19 protein-coding genes are annotated in these 17902 nt (G+C 55.7%); 8 read left to right on the top strand and 11 right to left on the bottom strand.

Annotation, left to right across the window (positions count from 1 at the left end; genetic code table 11):
- Positions 1–12 precede the first annotated feature (12 nt).
- From ACWFUC_RS22180 to ACWFUC_RS22160, 5 genes are all read right to left on the bottom strand, one after another.
- The gene (locus tag ACWFUC_RS22180; RefSeq protein WP_489637343.1) at positions 13–222 is read right to left on the bottom strand and encodes a tail protein X; all 210 of its coding nucleotides are present in this window, start codon (positions 220–222) and stop codon (positions 13–15) included.
- On the bottom strand, positions 222–713 hold the full coding sequence (locus ACWFUC_RS22175; protein WP_489637342.1) for a head completion/stabilization protein: 492 nt from the start codon (positions 711–713) through the stop codon (positions 222–224). The genes ACWFUC_RS22180 and ACWFUC_RS22175 overlap by 1 nt, the downstream gene beginning before the upstream one ends.
- A 90-nt stretch (positions 714–803) precedes the next feature.
- The gene (gene gpM, locus ACWFUC_RS22170) at positions 804–1523 is read right to left on the bottom strand and encodes a phage terminase small subunit (RefSeq protein WP_489637341.1); all 720 of its coding nucleotides are present in this window, start codon (positions 1521–1523) and stop codon (positions 804–806) included.
- Positions 1523–2566: a phage major capsid protein, P2 family gene (locus ACWFUC_RS22165; RefSeq protein ID WP_489637340.1), complete on the bottom strand. Its 1044-nt coding sequence runs from the start codon at positions 2564–2566 to the stop codon at positions 1523–1525. Before ACWFUC_RS22165 ends, gpM begins: the two co-directional genes overlap by 1 nt.
- 51 nt (positions 2567–2617) lie before the next feature.
- Positions 2618–3460 (bottom strand): GPO family capsid scaffolding protein, encoded by an 843-nt coding sequence (locus ACWFUC_RS22160; RefSeq protein ID WP_489637339.1) that lies wholly within the window; start codon positions 3458–3460, stop codon positions 2618–2620.
- A gap of 143 nt (positions 3461–3603) precedes the next feature.
- On the opposite strand from ACWFUC_RS22160, the gene ACWFUC_RS22155 reads away from it, so the two are divergent.
- Genes ACWFUC_RS22155 through ACWFUC_RS22145 form a run of 3 tightly spaced genes read left to right on the top strand, consistent with a single transcriptional unit; the run spans position 3604 to position 6655 of the window.
- Positions 3604–5385: a terminase ATPase subunit family protein gene (locus ACWFUC_RS22155; RefSeq protein ID WP_489637338.1), complete on the top strand. Its 1782-nt coding sequence runs from the start codon at positions 3604–3606 to the stop codon at positions 5383–5385.
- Positions 5385–6434: a phage portal protein gene (locus ACWFUC_RS22150; RefSeq protein WP_489637337.1), complete on the top strand. Its 1050-nt coding sequence runs from the start codon at positions 5385–5387 to the stop codon at positions 6432–6434. Before ACWFUC_RS22155 ends, ACWFUC_RS22150 begins: the two co-directional genes overlap by 1 nt.
- A 2-nt stretch (positions 6435–6436) precedes the next feature.
- Positions 6437–6655 (top strand): hypothetical protein, encoded by a 219-nt coding sequence (locus ACWFUC_RS22145; RefSeq protein WP_489637336.1) that lies wholly within the window; start codon positions 6437–6439, stop codon positions 6653–6655.
- 331 nt (positions 6656–6986) lie between these two features.
- Here the strand turns inward: ACWFUC_RS22145 and ACWFUC_RS22140 are convergent, their stop codons facing one another.
- Positions 6987–8492 carry a sensor domain-containing diguanylate cyclase gene (locus ACWFUC_RS22140; protein WP_489633752.1) on the bottom strand — a complete coding sequence of 502 codons (1506 nt, stop codon included), beginning with the start codon at positions 8490–8492 and terminating at the stop codon, positions 6987–6989.
- A 547-nt stretch (positions 8493–9039) separates the two neighbouring features.
- Between ACWFUC_RS22140 and ACWFUC_RS22135 the strand changes: the two genes are divergently transcribed.
- A complete protein-coding gene (locus ACWFUC_RS22135; protein WP_489637335.1) occupies positions 9040–10203 on the top strand; it encodes a hypothetical protein in 1164 nt (387 codons plus the stop codon).
- A gap of 3 nt (positions 10204–10206) precedes the next feature.
- Positions 10207–11202, top strand: a complete 996-nt coding sequence (locus ACWFUC_RS22130) for a hypothetical protein (protein ID WP_489637334.1) — start codon at positions 10207–10209, stop codon at positions 11200–11202.
- Between the two features lie 14 nt (positions 11203–11216).
- On the opposite strand, the gene ACWFUC_RS22125 is transcribed toward ACWFUC_RS22130, so the two are convergent.
- Positions 11217–12167 carry a DNA cytosine methyltransferase gene (locus ACWFUC_RS22125; protein WP_489637333.1) on the bottom strand — a complete coding sequence of 317 codons (951 nt, stop codon included), beginning with the start codon at positions 12165–12167 and terminating at the stop codon, positions 11217–11219.
- Positions 12168–12345: 178 nt separating this feature from the next.
- Positions 12346–12675, bottom strand: a complete 330-nt coding sequence (locus ACWFUC_RS22120; RefSeq protein WP_489637332.1) for a hypothetical protein — start codon at positions 12673–12675, stop codon at positions 12346–12348.
- Between the two features lie 312 nt (positions 12676–12987).
- Between ACWFUC_RS22120 and ACWFUC_RS22115 the strand changes: the two genes are divergently transcribed.
- Complete coding sequence (locus tag ACWFUC_RS22115) at positions 12988–13599, top strand: hypothetical protein (protein ID WP_134136153.1); 612 nt, start codon at positions 12988–12990, stop codon at positions 13597–13599.
- A gap of 189 nt (positions 13600–13788) precedes the next feature.
- Here ACWFUC_RS22115 and ACWFUC_RS22110 read toward each other — a convergent pair whose 3' ends face one another.
- Both ACWFUC_RS22110 and ACWFUC_RS22105 read right to left on the bottom strand, forming a co-directional pair.
- Positions 13789–14052 carry a hypothetical protein gene (locus ACWFUC_RS22110; RefSeq protein ID WP_489623291.1) on the bottom strand — a complete coding sequence of 88 codons (264 nt, stop codon included), beginning with the start codon at positions 14050–14052 and terminating at the stop codon, positions 13789–13791.
- Positions 14053–14072: 20 nt separating this feature from the next.
- Complete coding sequence (locus ACWFUC_RS22105) at positions 14073–14996, bottom strand: GGDEF domain-containing protein (protein ID WP_489623290.1); 924 nt, start codon at positions 14994–14996, stop codon at positions 14073–14075.
- Between the two features lie 337 nt (positions 14997–15333).
- On the opposite strand from ACWFUC_RS22105, the gene ACWFUC_RS22100 reads away from it, so the two are divergent.
- The gene (locus ACWFUC_RS22100) at positions 15334–15582 is read left to right on the top strand and encodes a hypothetical protein (protein ID WP_134222917.1); all 249 of its coding nucleotides are present in this window, start codon (positions 15334–15336) and stop codon (positions 15580–15582) included.
- A 79-nt stretch (positions 15583–15661) separates the two neighbouring features.
- Here the strand turns inward: ACWFUC_RS22100 and ACWFUC_RS22095 are convergent, their stop codons facing one another.
- The gene (locus ACWFUC_RS22095; RefSeq protein ID WP_489623289.1) at positions 15662–16159 is read right to left on the bottom strand and encodes a response regulator; all 498 of its coding nucleotides are present in this window, start codon (positions 16157–16159) and stop codon (positions 15662–15664) included.
- A gap of 518 nt (positions 16160–16677) precedes the next feature.
- Between ACWFUC_RS22095 and argE the strand changes: the two genes are divergently transcribed.
- Entirely contained in the window at positions 16678–17880 is a 1203-nt protein-coding gene (gene argE, locus ACWFUC_RS22090) for an acetylornithine deacetylase (RefSeq protein WP_134222915.1), read from the top strand.
- Positions 17881–17902 lie beyond the last annotated feature (22 nt).

Genomic DNA, 17902 nt, shown 5'->3' with positions numbered 1-17902 from the left:
GTATTCATGTTGTCAGTCCCACAGGCTGATGCTGTCTTGTACGGTGCTGGGCGCTTCTACTGCAGTGGGCAGCGTGACCATCGTTCCCGCTGGCAGCACCGCCCCGAAGGCGGCCAAGGATGGATTGAGCGCTAACGCTTGCTCCACATAGCCGCTACTGGCGCCCAGGTAGCGAAACACCAACGCATCGAGCGTATCTCCCTGCTGGCTGCGCACCTGCATCAGATCAGCTCCACGGTCGCATGCGTGCGCCCGAGAATGTCGTTGATCGCCCAATGGCCGTTACGGCGCTGCACGTCCGGCGCCGTGTCCATCCATTCCATGTTTTTCTTGTCGGTCAGCGCACTCGCGGTGGTGTCGTAGTCGCGATAGCTCTCGAAGATGTCAGCCTTGGCGAAGCTGTAGACTGCCCGGCGGTAGTGCGCGATGTACTGGCTTTCACCGTCCACCTTGAGCGCGGGCACCTCTTCCAGCTTCTGGATGCCACTGGCCAGGTGGCCCGCCTGCCATTCGCGCAGCAGCCGATTGGTGGTCAGGATCGCGTCCACCAAGGCCGGGCGTAGGCGCGCGTCCGTCACCGTCGAATCCAGCCGCATGGCGTCCCGCATGGCCGGCATGCTGATGTCGGGGAAAAAGCCGTCATTGGTGATGGCCTTCACATCGGCCGGCACGGTTGGCCCTGCCGTTACCGGCACCTCGTCGATATAGCTCATGGTCTTGAAATATGTGGGGGGCGGTGGCCGAGACATCCGACGAACAATGTCGCTTCCGTCTCGGGCCGCCCCTGCGCCGTGGGGTGCTCTTTACTTGACCGGTTCGGCGAACTTCTTGAGTCGCCGCTCCAGCCGCTCGATTTCCTTCTTGACGCCGGCCGCCTGGTGCAGCTCGCTCGCACGGGTGAGGTGCTGCAGCGAAGCCGTGGCACGGTCAGCCGTGGCCGCCGTGATGTTCTCGGAATCCACCTGATTGACCAGCTCCAGCAGGGCCAGGCCCAGCGCCTTATGCACCTTGGCGCGCGCTTGGTCGGGCGTATCGGCATTGCCGGTCATGGCCAGTACCTGTTGCAGGATCTCGGCCGCGCGGGCCGGGTCATCCTTCAGCTTGCCGCCCAGGCTGGCACCGGCGAAATCGTCCTGCAGCAGCGTGGGCAAGGTGCGGTTGTAGCGATCCGGCAAAGTGAACTTGTGTTCCAGCGCATAGGCCGAGAGCTGCAGGGCGCGCTCGTAGTCGCCGACATCGATGTGCCACACCAGCACATTGACCAGCACTTCGTCGTGGGCGCCACGGCCGCCCGACAGCACGCCATCAATCCAGTCCTGATAGGCCGGCAGTAGGGTGGCCTTCATCTCGATCTTGCGTTCGATGGATTGGATGTTGGACAGCGTGCGCCGGTCCTCATGCAGCTTCATCAGCATCAGCTCATAGGCGCTACCCGTGGTCACGCCGCCCGGCTCGCCGGCGGACGCCGCCAACTTGCCGAGCATGCGCTCGCGGTGGCGCGCGGCGGGAGACAGGCGAGACATCAGGCACCGCCCGCTGCCGCATCCTGCAGCACCACGTTTTCCACCAGGGCGGCCAGGCCCTCGTCCTCGATCACATAGGCGTCGTTCGAAGACTCGTAGTTCTCGATGCGGTCGGCCTTCGGTTCGTCCACCACGCGACGGCGGCGGCCGCCGTTCTGGAAGTAGATAGACAGGTTGTCCAGGCGGGTAATCAGCATGGCATTGGCCGGGAAGGACGGCACGCGCACTGCCGGCAGGCCGCCGATACGCTTCTGGCTGATGATGATGTCTGCGGCCAGGGTCTCAGTCGGGGCCTTGTCCTTGTTGATCAGCGGGAAATACTTGTCGTGCAGCAGTTCACGGCCGACGATGACCACGAGGCCCGTATCGTCCTGATACCACGGATCCAGATTGGTCACCGCGTCATACACGGCAGCATCGAGGTTCGCGTAGTCCGCACCGGCACCACCGCCGATGATCACCTTGCCGGGCAGGTCCTGGCCGACCAGGCCCATGACGCGCTGTGGAGAGTTCTCGCGGATCTGTTGCAGCCAGCCCTTGTTCACGTCCTGCAGCAGCGGATACTGGGTCAGATTGGTATCGGCCGCGACCTTCACGCCGTTGAAACCGATCATGATGCGGTCCAACGCCTGGCGCTTCAGGATCGCATTGGCCACGCGGGTCTGGAAGTCTTTGAACTTGGCCCAGGCATCCAGCTTGGCATAGGTGATGTGGGTATCGAAATTGGTTTTCTCGCAGCGATAGCGGGTATTCGTCATGGCCGACGCATCGCGGGTGCTGCGGCGCTTGTCGCCGCGCGTATCGGTGCGGCTGGCGATGGGGCCGGACACGCCCAGGCCGATTTTCTCGCCTTCCAGCTCATCCACGCCGATGATGTTGATGCTGCCCAGGAATTCGGACGATTCCTGCATCTTGTCTTCCAACTTCTGCTGCACGCTCGGATCCACCGAGAAGGTGGCATGGACGGCACCGCCGGCAACATCGTTGAGCGTCGCCAGGCGCGAAGTGTAGGCGTTATAGGCGGCGCGGGTCTGATTCTTCATGTGTTCTGCTCCAGTGAAATGCGGAAATGGTGTACTTGGTCGGCCGGCAGCTTAGAACTCGGTCTGCACGGTGCCGCTGTTGCCGCCACCGGTGGCCGGCGGGCGCTGTACGTTGCTCTTGTCGGTCAGGTTGATGGTCTGGCGGAATTGCTCGGCAGCGGTCGATTCGTCGCCCACGCGCTTTTCCAGCTTCTCCAGGCGAGCCACAGCTTCGGCCACATCCTTGCCCGCCTGCGCGGCGGATTGTGCGAACTCGCCGACCTTCTCAGCCACGGCGGTCATCGCGGCAACCACATCGGTATGCTGGGCATCGGCCTTCTTCTCGCCGCCGCCGATGCGGCTGAACAGTTGCTTGATGGTCTCGGCCACGCTCGGGCCGTCTTCTTCGAATTCGAGCTTGGCCTCGATAGCTTCAGAGAACAGGTTCTCCGGCTTCAGCTTGCGGGGAGTGAAAGGCGAGGCCTTCGGATTGGTGGCCGAGAACTGCAGAATCTCGGTGCCCAGGCTCGCGGGGCTGTCGGTCACGGCCAGGCCGACCAGATAGGAGCTGCCGGTATCCGCAAACTTGTCGGCCAGCTCGATGCTGGTGAAGATCTTCTGGCGATCCTTGTTCATGGCGATCAGCGCAGGCGTCGGCTCAATCTGAGCGAACAGGGCCAGGCGCTTGCCGTTCTCGGTGTCGACCTCTTCGGCCTTCAGCGCCAGCACATCACCGTAGGCCTTGAACGGACCATCAGGAAGCAGGCTGCGCAGGTGTTCCACCCACACGCGAGCGCCGTAGGTCTTCACGTTGTAGCTGTCGGCCATTTGTTGGATTTGCTCGCGGCTGATGCTACGGCCGTCGGTGGTCGCGCCTTCGGTCGCGACGCGGAAAAATTTGCTCTTGGTTGCCATGAGTTTTCGCGCTCGTTATCGGTTGATCGGATAACGTCATCTTCTGCCGATGGGCGAAATGCATCAATCAAGTGAGGGTTGAAAAGGGGGATAGCGACTCGGCAAAGTCCCCGCTACGCGCGCGCGCCGCCTACGCTTGCGGCATGTTAGAAATTCCAGAAGACATCAAGGACAACATCGACCAGGCGACAGAGCCTCGGCACGTTGCGCGCCGGCTCTACTTCGAGGGCTGGCGCATCTCGTCGATTGCGCGCCATCTGAAGATCAAGCGATCTACCGTCAATAGCTGGAAGCACCGCGATGCATGGGAAAAGGTCTCGCGCCTTGAGCGCGTAGAGATTGCCCTTGAAGCGCGCATAGTGCAACTGATCGCCAAGGAAGTAAAGGGCAATGGCGAGTACAAGGAGCTTGATGCGTTGATGCGTCAGCTTGTGCAGGCCGCACGCGTGCGCCGCTACGAGCAGCCGGGCGGCAATGAGACTGACCTTAATCCCAAGATCGCCAATCGCAATGCCGGTCCGAAGAAAAAGCCGGTGCGCAACGAGTTCAGCGAAGAGGCGCAGCAGCGCATCGTCGAGGCATTCAACGATTCGCTGTTCGACTACCAAAAGGTCTGGTACCGAAACGGCAGTGAGCGCACGCGCATCATCCTGAAATCGCGCCAGATCGGCGCAACGTGGTACTTCGCGCGCGAGGCGCTGATTGATGCGATCCAGACCGGGCGCAATCAGATTTTTCTGTCGGCCTCGAAATCGCAGGCGCACGTCTTCAAGCAATACATCATCCAGTTTGCAAAGGACGCGTGTGGAGTGGAGCTATCGGGCGATCCTATTGTGCTGCCGAACGGCGCGCACCTGTATTTCCTCGGCACGAACGCGAGAACGGCCCAGGGCTATCACGGCAATTTCTATTTCGATGAATTCTTCTGGACGCACAATTTCACCGAGCTGAACAAGGTCGCGTCCGGCATGGCCTTGCACAAGAAGTGGAGAAAGACCTACTTCTCCACGCCTTCGGCCACCACGCACCAGGCCTATCCATTCTGGACCGGGGAAGCATTCAACAAGCGCCGCGCCAAGGGCGAGAAGGTCAACATCGATGTGAGTCACAAGCGGCTGTCGTCCGGCTTCACCGGCGAGGACAAAATCTGGCGGCAGATCGTCACGATCATGGACGCGGCCGCCGGTGGCTGCGACCTGTTCGACATCGATGAACTGCGCGACTTCGAATACTCGCCGGATCAGTTCGACAACCTCTTGATGTGTAACTTTATCGACGATTCCGCGTCGGTATTCCCGCTGGCCGACTTGCAGCGCGGCATGGTTGATTCGTGGGTAGATTGGGACGACTACAAGCCGTTCACGGCACGCCCATTCGGCCATCGCCCTGTGTGGATCGGTTATGACCCGTCCTTGACCGGCGACAGCGCAGGCTGCTCAGTGATTGCGCCACCGCTGGTCCCCGGCGGCAATTTCCGCATCCTTGAACGCCACCAGTGGCGCGGCAAAGATTTTGCGGAACAGGCCGCGCTCATCAAGGAAATGTGCGGCCGCTACAACGTGCAGTACATCGGTATCGATACCACTGGGATGGGCGTGGGCGTCTATCCGCTGGTGAAGCAGTTCTTCCCCGGCGCCACCGCCATCAGCTACTCGCCCGAAGTCAAAACGCGGATGGTGCTGAAGGCACAAAACATTATTCGCAGCGGCCGCCTGCAGTTCGATGCCGGCTGGACGGACATCGCGCAGTCCTTCATGGCCATTCGCAAGATCCTCACGCCCAGCGGGCGCGCTGTCACCTATGACGCCGGTCGCTCGGAAGAAACCGGCCACGCTGACTTGGCCTGGTCGGTCATGCACGCCCTCGACTATGAGCCCTTCGAAGGCACCACCGCTAACAACACCTCTTCCATGGAGTTCTTCTGATGAAACACAGAGCACGCCGCCCCGCGGCTGCATCCGACAACACCCTGCCGGCCAAGGTAGAGGCAACGCCGCCAGTCGTTGAGGCATTTTCTTTCGGCGACCCGTCACCCGTGCTGGAAGGCCGCGACATGCTTGCCGATGTTGAGTGCTACCGCAATGGCGATTGGTACGAGCCGCCCTTGAGCATGGTCGGTCTGGCCAAGTCCTTGAATGCCAGCGTCCACCATGCCAGCGCGATCTGGTGCAAGGTCAATATCCTGGCGTCGACCTTCCAGCCGTCCGCCGTCTTGTCGCGCGGCGATTTCACGCGCCTGGCATTGGACTTTCTGCTGTTCGGCAACTGCTACGCCGAGCGGCGCGAGAGCATGACGGGAAAGCTCTTGAACCTCAAGCCGGCATTGGCCAAATACACACGCGTCGGCGTAGAGCCAGGGCGGTATTTCTTCGTCAATGGCTGGCGCGATACCTACGAATTCGAGCGGGACGGTATCTGGCACCTGCAGGCGCCCGACATCAATCAGGAGGTGTATGGCGTGCCGCAATACGTGAGCGCGCTGCAGTCAGCCTGGCTCAATGAATCGGCCACGCTCTTCCGCCGACGCTACTACCTCAACGGCTCGCACGCGGGCTTCATCCTCTACATGACCGACACCGCCAGCAACGTCAATGACGTGGACAAGCTGCGCGAGGCGATGCGCAACAGCAAAGGGCCGGGCAACTTCCGCAATCTGTTTGTGTATGCACCAGGCGGCAAGAAAGATGGCTTGCAGATACTGCCGGTTTCCGAGATCGCGGCCAAGGACGAATTTTTCAACATCAAGAACTGCACGCGCGACGACGTGCTGGCCGCGCATCGCGTGCCGCCGCAATTACTCGGCACCATGCCTAACAACACTGGCGGATTCGGCGATGTGACGAAGGCCGCCGCCGTCTTCGGCTGCAACGAGATTGAGCCTTTGCAGGCGCAGTTTCTTTCCTTGAACGAGTGGGCTGGCCAAAACGTAGTTTGGTTCCGCCCCTATCAACTTCCGACCAATGAGGGCAAATAACCATGAGCGATCACGCAGATAACGCTGACAACAAGATCTATCGTACTATCGCCGCCGGCCTGGCAGTCGCCCGACGCGCGCCAGCTCTTCAGCCAGACTGCCGCTGCCATTTCTGTGATGAGGTGGTGTCGCCGGATTTGCTGTTCTGCAATATCGACTGCCGTGATGACTATCAGCGCGAGAAAACTGCCTTGCAGCGAGCCGGCCTGAGCAGCAGGTGAGTCAATCGGTAGAAATAAAAAGGCCGCGCAGCAAATGCTACGAGGCGAAGATGCAAGCGTAGGGGCATCCTGCGTTGCATTGGGGAAGCCCCCGAGTAGGGGGCGTCAGAATGTAGCATATTGCGGCCTATTTCGCATTTCTAAATGTTTTTCAAGTCCTTGATTTAGCTGGTGCAATGAAATAGATTGAAATTTCCTCCTCCAAATCAGTGTGGTGGTTTGGTTTAAGCCCGCCTGCCAACCGGTAGCGGGCTTTTTAAGTGTTTTAATGCGCCCACGGTTGAGTTTATGCAGAGTGTCGAGTGAAGATTCAACAGTCCGGGGCGCCTGATTAGGAAGTTGGATCGGCTTGGCTAGGATGGGCGACGCAGACGCGGTTGCGTCCCTCTCTCTTGGCGAGGTATAGCGCATTATCGGCCGCATTGAGCACATCCTCCACGCGTTGATGCTTTTCGCGATCCAGGGTCGCGACGCCAATACTGATGCTTATCGCCTGCAGTGGGCTGGCTGAGTGAGCGATCCGCTGGCTGTATATTGCCTCGCACAGCCGCTGGGCCATCAGCAACGCGCCCTGTTCATCGGTCTGCTCCAGCAGCACTATGAATTCCTCGCCGCCATAACGTCCTGCGCAGTCGTTCTGTCGCTGCAGGTTTTTCCGTAGCACTGTGGCTACGGCTTGCAGGACTGTGTCGCCCATTTCGTGGCCATAGGTATCATTGTAGAGTTTGAAATAATCCACATCGATGAACAGCAACGAGAAGCCCGTAGTGGGACTTCGCTTGCTACGTTGCCAGGCGGCCAGCAATACTTCATCTAGGGCACGCCGGTTCAGCAGGCCCGTTAGGCCATCGTCACGGGCTTGACTTTCAAGTTGCTTCTCGGACGCTATACGCTTGCGTAGCTCCCCTCGCACAAGCAGGAGTAGCAAGCCTGCCAATGCTGCGAAGATGAGCAGCAACAGCAGCACGGAGTTGAGTGTGTCGTACCAGTTCTTGAAGATGAGCCTCTCGGCGCGCCCGAGGAGGACAACCAGAGGCGCATCCGGAATGCGCCGAAACGTGTAGAGACGCGTCACCCCATCGTTAGTGGAGCGCGCGAAAAAGTTGCCGTCATTCTCGGAGAGCATTGCCTTTAGACGCTGAAAATTCGGTCTATTGCTGATTTCTCGACCGATGACGGATGCGCTGTAGGGTACCCTCATGTAGGTCACACCGTCGTCCGAATACAAGGAAATCACGCCGTCTTCGCCTAATGTTAGCCCCGTGAACAGGTCGAGGAAATACGCCATGTCCAGTGCCATCACCACGACGCCGTTGAAGGATCCATCCTCGCGCGTGAGACGCTTGGACAGTACTACTACGGGCAACTCATTGCCTAGATTGGCATTGATCGGGCGCGAGATGAAAAGCCCAGCATTGACACGGTCTCGATGAACTGCGAAATAGGCGCGCTCGGAATAGTTAATGATGACCTGAGGCGAGGTAGACCGACGTGACGTAACACGTACGTAGCCATTGGCATCTAAGACGGCGAGAGCGGTGATATGACGGGCAGTGTCTGTGCTGCCGAAAAGGTAGACATAACGCTCCTCCTCAGTTGCGAGTGTATGGCTCAGTGGATGTTCATAGCGGTACGCTAGCGTGTCCATGGCCAGCGAGAGGACCTCCATATTGCGAGAAATGGCGCGCTGGACGATGAGCGTGACATTGTTGGCCTCAGTTACCGCCGATATGCGGGCCTGCTTGTAACCTTCATATAGCGAAGTACCGCAGATGGTTAGGACCATCACGATAACGATGCCCAGGATGACCGCTAGATATTTTTTCAACTGCCCCATTTTATTCTCCCCAAGAATACAAATGCAATTTACCCAACTTTCCCAGCAACGAAGTATTTCCATTGGGAAATTTAGATGTCTCATAACGGGCGGTATGTGACAGTTTGTGAGCTTGTAGCCTCAAGGAGGCGCTTCCCCCTATTGCCATAAAGATATTGCTAGATTAGCAGGATCTGGGGATCTGTTACACAACGATGCGAGAGAGGTGGAGAGGACGAAGGGCGCGGACAGGACAGGGCGGCCGGTAATCAGGAGCAGCTGTAATGGATTGCAATACTGTTTATAAATACAGTGGCGATCAACTTCGCAGCCTGCGCGCGCGGTTGCCCCCACCCCGCGCCTGCTCGCTACATTGGTCGGTTTTGACTCAAAATTGCGCCAAGAGCCGGAGCCCGCCTGGTGGTGCTTAGCGGGCAGTTAGAAGGTGGTCTAATTTGACGCATTTTGATGCACCATCGCTAGACTTGGGAGAAATGTGCGATCATCGAAAATTGCTTGATTGAAAATACCTGGTCCCTATTTTTCGGACCCCCAATATTGAGAGGTGATGATGGCTAAGGCCGTTAGCAAAGAGGGCGCTAAAAGCTTGTCTGCCAACGTACTGGCAAACGATGGCATTTTTATGGAAATACCCTTGGATGATTTGCTCTTGGATGAAAGCAATCCTCGATTTGGCAAACAAGCTGGTAATTTTCGAGGCCAGGAAAAGGTGCTTGACTACATCGTCGACAATTTCGGCGTAGACAATCTATTGTCATCGCTTTCCATCAATGGCTTCTTTTCGGCGGAGCCGCTGATCGTATATCCGGATGGTCACGGCAAATACATCGTTGCGGAAGGTAATCGAAGACTTGCAGCTTGTTTGATATTGGCAGGCGATAAGCGTGCGGTAAACCAGCCTGCGCGCGTTCGAGCATGGAGCGGTCGAGCTAAGAACGCGTGGTCTAAAACTACTAAGGTCGCCGCACGGAAATACGAAGGTGCCGAAGCTGCTGCCAGGTTACTTCCGTACCTTGGCGTTCGACACCTCGTGGCGTCTCAGCCTTGGGATTCGTACGCAAAGGCAAAATGGATTTCCGATGTGGTTGAGCGCGAGGAAATGACCATCGAGCAAATTAGCGAAGTCATCGGTGATAAAAACCGTACTGTCGAGCGCTTGCTAGAAGGATATAACTTTGTAAACCAGATTATTGACGCCGGTAAATTTAACCCCAAGAACAGCGTCCGACGGGGAAGAGGAAGTAATCCCGATTTTCCTTTTTCTTGGGTCTACACGCTTTTGGACACAGCCGGTGTGCGGGCATGGCTGGAGCTCGGGGATCGCAGTACAACGAAAAAAAATGTTCTGAAGGCTGCCAAGATTGAAGATGGTGCCAATACGCTGCGATATCTGTTAGGGGATAGCAGTCAGGGCAAAAACCCCGCTATTACGGATTCCCGAGAGATTGGCTTGCTTGCTTCGGCTATCGGTGACGAAAGCAAACGTGCGCTGTTACGTGAGGGTTATTCAGCTTCCGAAATTGATCGGCTTTCGATGCCAGCCACTGATCTTCTGGTGGATTATTTGAATAAATCATATGCAGCATTAACGCAGATCCATGGTCTCCTTTCCAGTGGGAAGCTCGACAAGAATGACGCGATGAATCATATCCAAAAGGTTAAGCAAATCGAAGCGCTGGCTAAGTCGATTGTTCACACGATTGTGGAATAAGAAATGACGCGTGATACTTTTTCATGGGACAAGCGGCATCAGTTGTTGTCAGTGGCAATAAATGCCGATCAATCAGAGAGAGCTGCAATTTCGTATGGAACAGCCCCAGCATCAGCCGGCATTGAAGATGATCGAATCGGCGGGACGTTCGATGACGCTTTGATTGACGGCAAAGACGATGGAGGCGGTGACTGGATTGAGGGGGAGAAATTGGTTGAGGTGGCCAGCGGTGATACTCTGGCTGAGATTCAACGACGAGCAGATATTTTAAAGGATGCATATCCTTTTGAAATTGATGGGAGTTCTTTGCGCTATCGCGGCAGTCATACGGGGATGTACGAATTCTGCCTGGCCGTTACCCTAGCGCCGGATATTCGGAGTAAACCTCTCAACCGACTTCCAATGAACTTCGAACTGGTCATGTCGGAGGTGGTTCGGAGCTATCTTGGTACTCCCGCACGGTCGTATAGGACCGGCTGGCCGCCTCACGATGAGAAGTTACGGCCTAAGAAATTTAAGGCAGTGATGAATCGACTTCATGAGCAATCGGGGGAATGGTGGTGGAATCCGGAAGAGCCAAATCCAGATGATCCAACGCATGTTCAGGCGAAAGATGAGGGAGTCGATTTTGTGGTTTGGTCGCCGATGGACGATGCAAGGCCTGGGCAGGTTTTTATTGTTGGTCAATGTGCTTGCGGCGACGACTGGGATACGAAGCTAAATGATGTCGAGCCAGCGAAACTATCGAAATGGCTGAGACCAGTTACGGCCGCAGCTTTCTTGAGGGCTTTCACTGTGCCTCGACACATTCCTGGCTATTACATATTTAGGGAATGCAATACGCGAGCCGGTGTGACCTTCGATAGAGCCCGAATTGCAATGATCGCGGAGTCACCGCCAAACCGTTCTTTTTTCGCGTCACAGAGTAAATCGCTCAAGCTAGACAATGATATCAAGCTCGTAATTCCAGACTACGAGCATGTCGCTCGTGCGGCATAACTTCGAAAACGCGGTTAGTCCCAAATTGCCGGCAAGTTGCCGGCAACTGCAGCAAACAAAGGGGGCGGTACTGCGTTTCCTACGACTCGATATTTCATGGCGAGAGATACGGAGTCTTCATTAGGAAACACAAAATCGTTTGCAAAGCCTTGCAGGCGCGCCGCTTCTCTGTACGAGAAACGCCGAGCTCTGCCTTCTCTCTCGAACTCCCATTTGTCAGTATGAATGCGTCGCAGAGGCGGGCTTATTGGATGTAAGGGCATATGCCGCATATGGCTTACGATTGTCTTCGATATTTCCGTCCAGTCACGACGGCGATTCCGTGACAAGTAGTACCAGTGGAAAGGGTCTTCGCAAAATTCGCCCGTCGGCCATTCTGGCAATCCTTGGAGAGCATTGCGAATGGAAACAAATGGAACCTCATCGGTACCGTGTGTCGGATCGGGAAATTCGTACCATGTATCGAAATCGCCTCTGATACCTACAATCAAGATTCTCTTACGCTCTTGTGGTACCCCATAATCGTTGGCGTTGAGTTGACTCCACGTGACGTTATAACCATGGGGGCCCGTAGACCTAAACAGATCGATCTGGTCTTTAAGCAGATGTGAATAGGTCGAACTCTTCATTCCAGAAACATTCTCGACAATGAATGCTTTCGGAAGGATTTGGTCGAGCGCTCGGACGAACTCCCGATAGAGATAATTGATTTTCCGATCAGCTTGGCGAGCCCCACCTTGCGAGAAGCCTTGGCAAGGGTAGCAACCGACGAGCAGCTCTGCAGCCGGAAAGTCTTTTATTTCGGTGATCGATCCCAACCGGTAATCGGTCTCGGGATGGTTAGCTAGATATGTGTCGCGAGCATAGGAAATGACGTCATTCGCCATGACGACATCGAATCCTGCTTGGATTAAGCCGGCGTCTGAACCGCCGCAACCAGTAAACAATGAAACAGCAGTGGGCATCTTGATCCTTTGTAAGCCCCATATTATAGCGATCAACGGAAATTTGCCGAAAGTTTCATCCGAGAAAATTAATATTATGACAATATTGCTCTGAACCGGATCTATGGAGGAAAGTTGACCTACATTTCGAAAGACAATCAAGCTTTGCTGTGGAGTAAATTGCCCAAAGGACTGGGCACTAAGTTAGCTTCGCTCGTTGTCTCTGAATAACAAATCCCGCCCCCGCAACCAGTTTTAGAGACATGCCGCTAGAAGCGATCAAAAGCTTCTCAGCGGCATTGTTGTATTCAGCCCAGACATTCTCGCCATCGGCGACGACATCGATTTTCCCATAGAGCTCGGCCACCAGTATGCGCGCCTGCTGCACGTCAGCGGTCAGGGCGGTTTCGAGGTTGGCCAGTGTCTTCCGTATCCTTTCTCCGATTTCAGCAGCCGATGGCCGGCCCGGCCCTTGGCCTGGTCGCCGCCAGCTGCGCCTGCCCGAGCGCAGCAACAAGTCTTCATCCATTGGCTGTTAGTTTTGCTTCTGCTTACTGCCTGCGTCAGTAGAGACAGAAAAAATTGCAGGCAATGCGTGCTACATCGAAGGCAAGGCATACACGAGTGGCAGTTTCATAAGGATAGATGGCGGTCTGATCAACGAATGCATATACGACGCGACCATCAGCAAATCATTGTGGTCCAAGCAGCGATAGTAAATCCAAGCTGCTTCCCGAGATGATCTCCCTGCTTTCCTATCTTCGCGCACTCCAATGCAGCGCGACTTTTAGCGCCTATCCTTGGTAATCAATTGGTGTGTCTTGACGTGCAGGCATTTGATATGTCACGTCATGAAATGCAAGATGTCTCGGAAATTGAAGCGTTTAAATCTTGGAACGCCTTGCAGATTTCAGTTGTAATAAAAATGCGACAGCACGAAACAGAGCGGCAACCTAGCCATTGCATGATGTTTTCCATGGCCCAGCGATTGACGGGGCCACTACCTGACCAGGAGAAAACCATGCGCCGCTTTTTGATTGCTATCATGTTGATGTTCTCGTTGAATGCATACGCAGCCGATCGTTACGATGGCATCCCTGAGCGTTTCTTGTCTCTGTATCAATCTGGAAAGCCGATGGAAGCGCTGGACTACCTCACGAAGACATCTCCCTATGCGAAGGAGCTTTCTGACCAGATCCGGAGTCTGCGCGAAGTGGTTAAGACCTACCAACAGTCAATGGGGAAGTTCGGTGACGCCGAGATGATCTCGGAACGCACCATCGGCACCCGTTACGTCTACATGAAGTACATGTTGAACTATGAACGCCAGCCTGTTCTGTTTGAGCTGACTCTGTACCGCTTCAAGGATCGCTGGGCTCTCCAGAATGTCTCTTTTAATGCCAACTTCAACGAGGAGATTGCACGCGAGTCGAACGCTACAACGGCGAAGTAATGTAGATGAGGTTGTAAAGGCCAACGATGATTTAGAGGAAAACCCCTGCTGGAGTTTTCCTCATTTTTATTCTTGATGAATCTTGCTTGTTTTCCGAGATGATCTCGCGGACCTCTTTGATTTTGGCCTGATGTAGAGCCGCGGCACGTTTCGCACTTTGCTTTATGGTGTAAGTTCGTTTGAACGTTTTCATATTGTGGACCTTGCTAACCAGCTCAATGCCCTTGTTCTTCTTTTTGGCTTTGTCCGCCACTCCGCTTTCAAGCCGGTGATGCCTTCCTCTGGATCATGATCGAGCTCGCGCTCAGTGTCGCCCGGTTCGGCTTTTTTCTTGAACGCGATGCGCAAAGTAAAGCCGTTTCCCGTGATGGAATGCGTGCCGGTCTTCGACCACCATTCCGTAGCATCGATCTCTTCCTTGGGATCAGAAACTACTACAGGCGACTGTGGCATGATCCTGGTAACACCTTGAGCTACCGGTCAGATTTTCCTTCGACCCGATTGCGACCGTTCGCTTTGGCTCGATAGAGATGTTGATCAGCCTCAAAGAGCAGGTTCTCGGTCGAGATGTTGCTGGCAATCTCCAAGGTGGACACGCCGATACTGACGGTGATAGTCCCGAAAGAAGATCCATTGTGTGGAATTGCGAGATCTTGGATTGCTTGTCTTAGTCTTTCACCAAATATCAAAACATTATTTGGAGACATGCCAGGCAGAATGCATACAAATTCTTCCCCTCCGTATCTCGCGGCCAATTCATTCGTCGATTGAATCAATGCGCTGATCGTGGCCGCTACGCGTTTTAAGCAATGATCTCCTTGTATATGCCCGTATAGATCATTGAATGCTTTGAAATAATCGACGTCGATAAGAACCAAAGAAAAAGGAATGTTCTGTTCTAGCGCACGTTGAAGCTCTCTTTTAAACACCTCATCAAAATAGCGTCGATTCGCTATTTGGGTCAGGTCATCGGTAATGCTCAGCAAATAGATTTGCTTGTTCAGCGCGAGCAGTGAGGCTTCAGTACGCTTCCTTTCAGAGATATTTCGAACGATAGAGCAATTAAATCTTCTTCCTTCAAATTGAACCAGGCTTGCATTCACTTCAATTGGAATAATCTGGCCAGATTTGTTCCTGTTGGTCGTTTCCAGACAAACGGTCTGCTTTATCTCAAGCTCCTTCCAATGATCTTTCCAGCGTACCTCGTCAAAGTCTGGATCAATATCACAGACCCTCAATTGACTTAGCTCTTGAGATGTATAGCCTAAAAACTCTGTGGCAGCCTTATTGACGAATACGTAAAATCCGTCTTCGTCGAGCCAAATAATCATGTCGCTCACTGCGTCAATTGAATATAACGCTAGCTCGGCACCAAGTTCCGTTAATGTCGATCTCATTTACTTATACGCCTTGATGCCTCTGAAAGGCTGCCGGGAAAATTGGGTAGTCGACATTATATTTAATTTCTTTGAGACATCCTTCGCTCCAAACAGCGGAATAAATGGCTTCATTATGGCCGTTGACCCTCAGTGAAGTGCTTTTCGCCTCGGCAGGTTCTTTTTCGTTTCTTGGAAATGTCTGTGTCAGTCGTTTCCCCGCCTCGGCTGGAAGCCCGGAGTCGCTGCCGCCGCCGTCAAAGAGAAGGGCCCTGGTGCACCTGAATCGCCTCCCCGCGGCAAGCAGCCCTCTTCGTGATAGCATCCGACACATTATTCACACCAAGGAAAGCCGCCCATGTCAGAACTGGAACAAGACCCCTGGATCGTCCGTGCCGAAGAGTTGAAGACGCAAATGGAATCCCTGCTGGTCGCGCAGCTGGAAGAATATGAAAAGATGACCGCCAAGCTCGAACAGTGGAAGCAGAATCCCGGCGGCTCCTGGCTCACCGAGGCGGATTACCAGCCTTGGCAGGAAGCCCTCAAGAAGCTCGAAGCCGCGCAGCGCGAATTCGATGGCCACATCAGTACGCGCGTGAAGAAATAAGCATCACCTCGCCCGCCCATCGCGCGGGCACAAGAACAACGCCGTGAGCACTGAAGCACACGGCGTTTTTTCTTTCCGCTCAGGAGGTTCCAGCTTCTCCATCCGCCTCCCCTGTGCCTGCACTTGCATTGGAAGTCGAAGCTGAAGCTGAAGCCGAACGCCTGCGCCGCCGCTTGCTCCAGCGCCGCGCACGGTCCACCACCACCTCCATGAACTGCTGGGCCGTCTCGGGTTTGAGCAGATATTCCACGGCTCCGGCTTCCAGCAAGGCAGGCATCTCCGGCGGATAGTCACTGTCCGGAAATACCACGATCGGCACCGCACGCGTGTCGCGGCCCGCCTTCATGGCCTGGATGAAGTCCAGGCCGTTGTTTTCCATCATGCCTGGGTCCAGAAAGATCATGCCCGGCAGCTGCATCTCGCCATCCGCACGGCGCTGCAACAGTCCCTCGATGGCCGCGTCTGCTTCGTCAACCCACTGCAATACACAATGAAAATTGTTGCGCCAGAGCGCAAAGCGCGCCAGCTCTACTGCTTCGCCGTTCGACTCAATCATCAGTATGATCGGCGGTTTCATGGTCTAGTCCTTCTCTTGTAGTGACCCTGATCACCATTCCTGTGCCGCGGGAATCCATGCTGGCCTCTGCGGGCGCTTCTCCGGGCACAAAACTTCATCTGCAGTCTGACAAAAATGCGAAAAAGCTCCTAGCAGGAAATTCCTGATAAGCGCTGTTGTCACTGTCTGCAAGACGGTTGAGCGAGTTTCAATTGGCTCTGGAGGCAAATCCTTGCCGGCGGGCATCCAGGCCTCTGCCGTCAAGATCCTTCATCTCCCCAACCCCTATCTGCATTGCGGTGTAAGCTAAACCTTCATTGGCACGCCAGCGAACCCGGTTGCATCATGCAGTTCCTGTCAGGTGAGATTGTGAAAATCGGGGAATTGATCAGCGCGGGCACCGTTTGCCTGGACCGGCCGCTATGCCAGCATGCGCCCGCCGTGGCACGCCGCTTGCTGCACTTCTGAGGGAACATGCAGCCTGCTGTCCTGTTGACCGCTGGCCCGCCGTTCCGGATTTGAACAGGCACACCATCATCATGAATGCACCACTGACATCAGCCGCCGCGCAACCGACCGAGGCGACGCTGGACATCCTCAAGACCCTCATCGGGTTCAACACCATCAGCCGCGAATCCAACCTGGGCCTCATCGAATGGGTCCGCGATCTTCTCGAACGCCACGGTGCCACCACCCGCCTGACCTATGACGCCGAACGGCGCAAGGCCAATCTCTTTGCCACCCTGGGCGATACCGGTCCCGGCCGCTTCGGTACGGTCTTCTCCGGACATACCGATGTAGTGCCGGTCAAGGGACAGAACTGGGATACCGACCCCTTCGTGGCGCATGTGGCCGATGGCAAATTGTTCGGCCGCGGCGCTTGCGACATGAAAGGTTTCATCGCGGTCTGTCTGGCGCGCCTGCCGGCCATCGCGCAGGATCGCCTGCACACACCGCTGCACTTTTCGTTCTCTTACGATGAAGAAGTGGGCTGTCTGGGGGTGCGCGAATTGCTGGCTGACCTGCAGCAGAACGACATCAAGCCCACCGGCGTCATCATCGGCGAGCCCACCATGATGCAGCCCGTGATCGCGCACAAGGGCAAGCGCTCCTATCGCTGCTCGGTGCATGGCCATGCGGCGCACTCGTCCTGTCCGCACCTGGGCATCAACAGCATCGACTATGCGGCCATGATGCAGCTGAAGATCCGCGAGATCGCGCTGCGCGTGCGCCATTCGGAAGCGCAGGATTACGACTTCGACGTGCCGTATTCCTCCATCGTCACCACGCTCTCCAATGGCGGCAACGCGCCCAACATCATTCCGGACAAGGCCGAGTTCGTCTTCGAACACCGCTTCCTGCCCGGTATCGATCCCGCCGGGGTGTTCGACGAAGTGAAGCGTTATGCAGAACAGGAAGTGCTGCCGCAGATGCAGATCGAAGGTGCGCAGGGGCGCATCGAATTCGAAACGCTGACGGCCTATCCGGGCATGAGCACGTCGCCCGATGATCCGCTGGTGAGTTCGGCACTGCGCATCCTGGGTAGTGAACGTGCGCGCAAGGTCGGCTTCGGCACCGAAGGCGGGCTGTTCGGTCAGGCCGGCATGCCGGCGGTGATCTGCGGGCCGGGCGACATCATCCATGCGCACAAGCCCAACGAGTTCGTGACACTGGAGCAATTGGCCCGATGTGAAAGTTTCTTCGACAACTTCGTCGCTTCGGCGCATCTGAAGGCGGTTTGATCGCTTCAGCATCTTCGCCGGA

The sequence above is a fragment of the Herbaspirillum sp. Her4 genome, assembly GCF_057961335.1.
This window is presented reverse-complemented; position numbering and strand designations above follow the sequence as displayed.